2 protein-coding genes are annotated in these 3,064 nt (G+C 66.7%); one reads left to right on the top strand and one right to left on the bottom strand.

What is annotated here, in order from left to right; genetic code table 11:
* The first annotated feature begins 1,207 nt into the window (after positions 1-1,207).
* A complete protein-coding gene (locus tag MJ797_RS26545; RefSeq protein ID WP_239342450.1) occupies positions 1,208-2,167 on the top strand; it encodes a pentapeptide repeat-containing protein in 960 nt (319 codons plus the stop codon).
* Between the two features lie 393 nt (positions 2,168-2,560).
* Here MJ797_RS26545 and MJ797_RS26540 read toward each other — a convergent pair.
* A partial coding sequence (locus MJ797_RS26540; protein ID WP_239342448.1) for a Crp/Fnr family transcriptional regulator occupies positions 2,561-3,064 on the bottom strand: 504 nt, incomplete at its 5' end.

Genomic DNA, 3,064 nt, shown 5'->3' with positions numbered 1-3,064 from the left:
TGGCGCCGGCAGGCCCTGGATGAACTTCCGGCGCCGACCACTAAGCCATCGCCAACCATGGCCACCGTAAGAATCAACAGTACAGGTGAACGGAAGCCACAAGCCCGGGGAGATGGGCGTCAAGCGCCTCCCTGCGGATGCTGACAAACGCGTAATCGTGAGGCGTCCCATGCGCACGGCCACGCCATGGAACAGGTCCATGCACCGTCGCAGAGCACGCACCCGGCCCCCACGACACCGTGCTCGGCACAGGCCACCCGGTCCAGCTCTGTCTCGATGAGCGGCCGGAGGATTCCCGGCCCAGGGCCCATCAGCGGCCGCCGGCCCTCCCCGGCCAGCATCCACATACTTTCAGTCACGACATGAACGCTGTTGAAGCTACGATCTTCTTCATCGTGTGCGGACAGCCTCCTCGCCCCCGCCGAGAGCCGCCTGTTCCAGCATCACCGATTCGGCCCCGAGGGCCTCTGCGCCATCCGCCGGAGACGCACACCATTCTTCCTTTGCCGGGCAACGGTTTCTCGCCGATCGCGCAGCCCAGCGAGGGAAGGACACGGTCTGTTGTTATGGCGACCCATCGCACAGCGATCACACCCACGATCGTGCCAGGAGAACCTCTTTCTGATGCTGACCGATGCCCCGGCATGGTATACCTGGCCAATCCTGCACGCATGGTCGACGAGCGCACAAATGATCAAGGAACGAGTCTGGAGAAGCCCACGCGGCCTTACCTACCATGGTCGCCGGAGAACTGCCCCTGACCACGGCGGGCATCGAGGACTCCTCCCCGACAGGTTGATCGTCGGACTACGTCCATTCGCCGATATAGAGTTATGTCGGGTGGGATAATTTCCGGACGGAGGCGCGGCGTTGACGACCTACTTCGTCAGCAGCCGTTTCCTGACGTTCAGCCGCCTCTGCCGGGCCTGGATACGCACCGAACAGCGCCGTACCACACGCGTCGTCCTCACCATCCAGGCTGCTCTCCGCGGCTCAACGAAGCCCGCCGAACTCCCCGCGCCACGATCTTTCACAAGAGGCCGCAGGACCCCAGCCGCCCCGGGACGGGGTGTACCACTGTGTCGTTGAGCGCACCAGGCTATTCTCATGTCAAGATCACGAGGATTATAACGATGTGGCCGCGGCTCGCGCCGTGGCCAGGCTCCTGCACCACCATCGCAAGCCGCTGAAAAGAAGGGGACAGGCAATGACTACCGACGACATTCACCCGCTCCCTGCTACGTCCTTTTTCCGTGATGACCTCAGTCCCCGGATCCAGGCCCACTCGCCCACCGCGGCGGAAACGCAGGGAGAACTGGCCGAGCCGGCAACGGTGGGCGCCATCAGCTCTCGGTTGGCCGGGGCGGACCTGTCCGGCGCTCAGCTCGCCGGAGCCGACCTGTCCGGCGCCTGCCTGTTCGGGGCGAACCTGTCCAACACCATGCTGGCCGGGGCGAACCTGTCCAACACCATGCTGGCCGGGGCCGACCTGTCCGACAGCATGCTGGCCGGGGCAAACCTGTCCGGCGCCCGCCTGTTCGATGCGGAGCTGTCCGGCGCTCAGCTCGCCGGGGCGGACCTGTCCGGCGGGCAGCTCGCCGGGGCCGACCTGTCCGGCGGGCAGCTCGCCGGGGCCGACCTGTCCGGCAGCCAGCTCGCCGGGGCCGACCTGTCCGGCAGCCAGCTCGCCGGGGCCGACCTGTCCGCTGCCCGCCTGTTCGGGGCGAACCTGTCCGGCGCCCGCCTGTTCGGGGCAAACCTCACCGGTGCCCAGCTTGCCGGGGCCGACCTGTCCGGTGCCCGCCTGTTCGGGGCAAACCTCACCGACGCCCGGTTGGCCGGGGCGACCCTCACCGGCGCCCGGTTGGCCGGGGCGAACCTCACCGGCAGCCAGCTGGAGCGAGCTGACCTGTCCGGCGTCCAGCTGGACAGGGCGACCCTCACCGAGACGACCCTCACCGACGCCCGCCTGTTCGGGGCGAACCTCACCGGCGCCCAGCTGGACCAGGTGGACCTCGCAGGCGCATGGTGGTCACCGGATACACGCTGGCCGAACTCCGAATGGGCGCGACGCATGTGGGACGCCTCGGGGGAGGTATCCCCTCGCGTTTTCCGGGTTCGGTTGGCTCCGGGCCGGGAACTTACCGGCTCCCTGTCTCTGACCTGACACGGCAATCTGTCTGGCACGACAGTTCGATCATCATGCACCCATGATCGTCAGGGATCGCCCGCGCCAGCTCCTCGGGGCCGGCCGCCAGGTAGACGCCACCAGCTGTTCACCCCGGATCCAATGGTTCGGCCCGGGACTCCGGCCAAGCTCCACGACGAGGAAACAGTTCCTCCACCTTGCCGTAAAATGATCTTTATGCACCACTCATCCTGTGGCCAGGGTTTCGGCCCGGCTGCCGCACCGTATGAGCGGAGCACGCGCCGCGCTTTGGAGGTCCTGGGTTCATAAAGGGCGGGGATGCCGACGGTTCAACTCAGGGCCGAGACCGTCACCGGGGGCCACGCCTAGCCGCGATTGCGCAAGGTCACGTGGACGGACCGGTTGCTCCCGTCATCCCTCCTCCAGGGCCTGGATCTCCCTCGTGGTCTCCCGCAACCGGCAGGACAGGCTCCGCGCGATCGCCCGGAAAATGGCATCCCCCGCCCCCGGATGGCATTTCAACAGCAGCTCGAACGCCACCGTCGACAGCACCTCACAGACCGTGATCCCAGCGGAAACGATACGAGTCGTCCGCACGCCACCATCGACGATCGCGAGCTCACCGAAGGCGCTTCCAGCAGACACCGTCTTGAGCCGGAACCAACGGTTCCCACCCGCGCTTACCTCGATGTTCACCAGCCCTCGAGTGACGAAGTAAAGCGCATCCGCCGGGTCACCCTCGTCATACACGACCTCGCCCTGGTCGTAGGTGCGGACCTCCGTAGCCGCCCGGATGAAGGCCATCTCCTCGGCACCGAGCTCAGCCAACAGCTCCTGGGCGTCCAGCGGCACGTGGCCCGTCGGCGGAAGGGCCGCCAGATCCTCCTGCAACAGCTCCTCTTCAGCCCACTCCAA

Source organism: Protofrankia sp. CiP3, from assembly GCF_917627345.1.
Taxonomy (GTDB): Bacteria; Actinomycetota; Actinomycetes; order Frankiales; family Frankiaceae; genus Protofrankia.
The sequence above is the reverse complement of the archived record's forward strand: the minus strand, read 5'-3'. Positions and strand labels throughout refer to the sequence as shown.

What these genes read in the sequence shown, in the direction of transcription:
- MJ797_RS26545 (WP_239342450.1), top strand. Translation starts at nt 1,208, where the DNA reads ATGACTACCGACGACATTCACCCGCTCCCTGCTACGTCCTTTTTCCGT.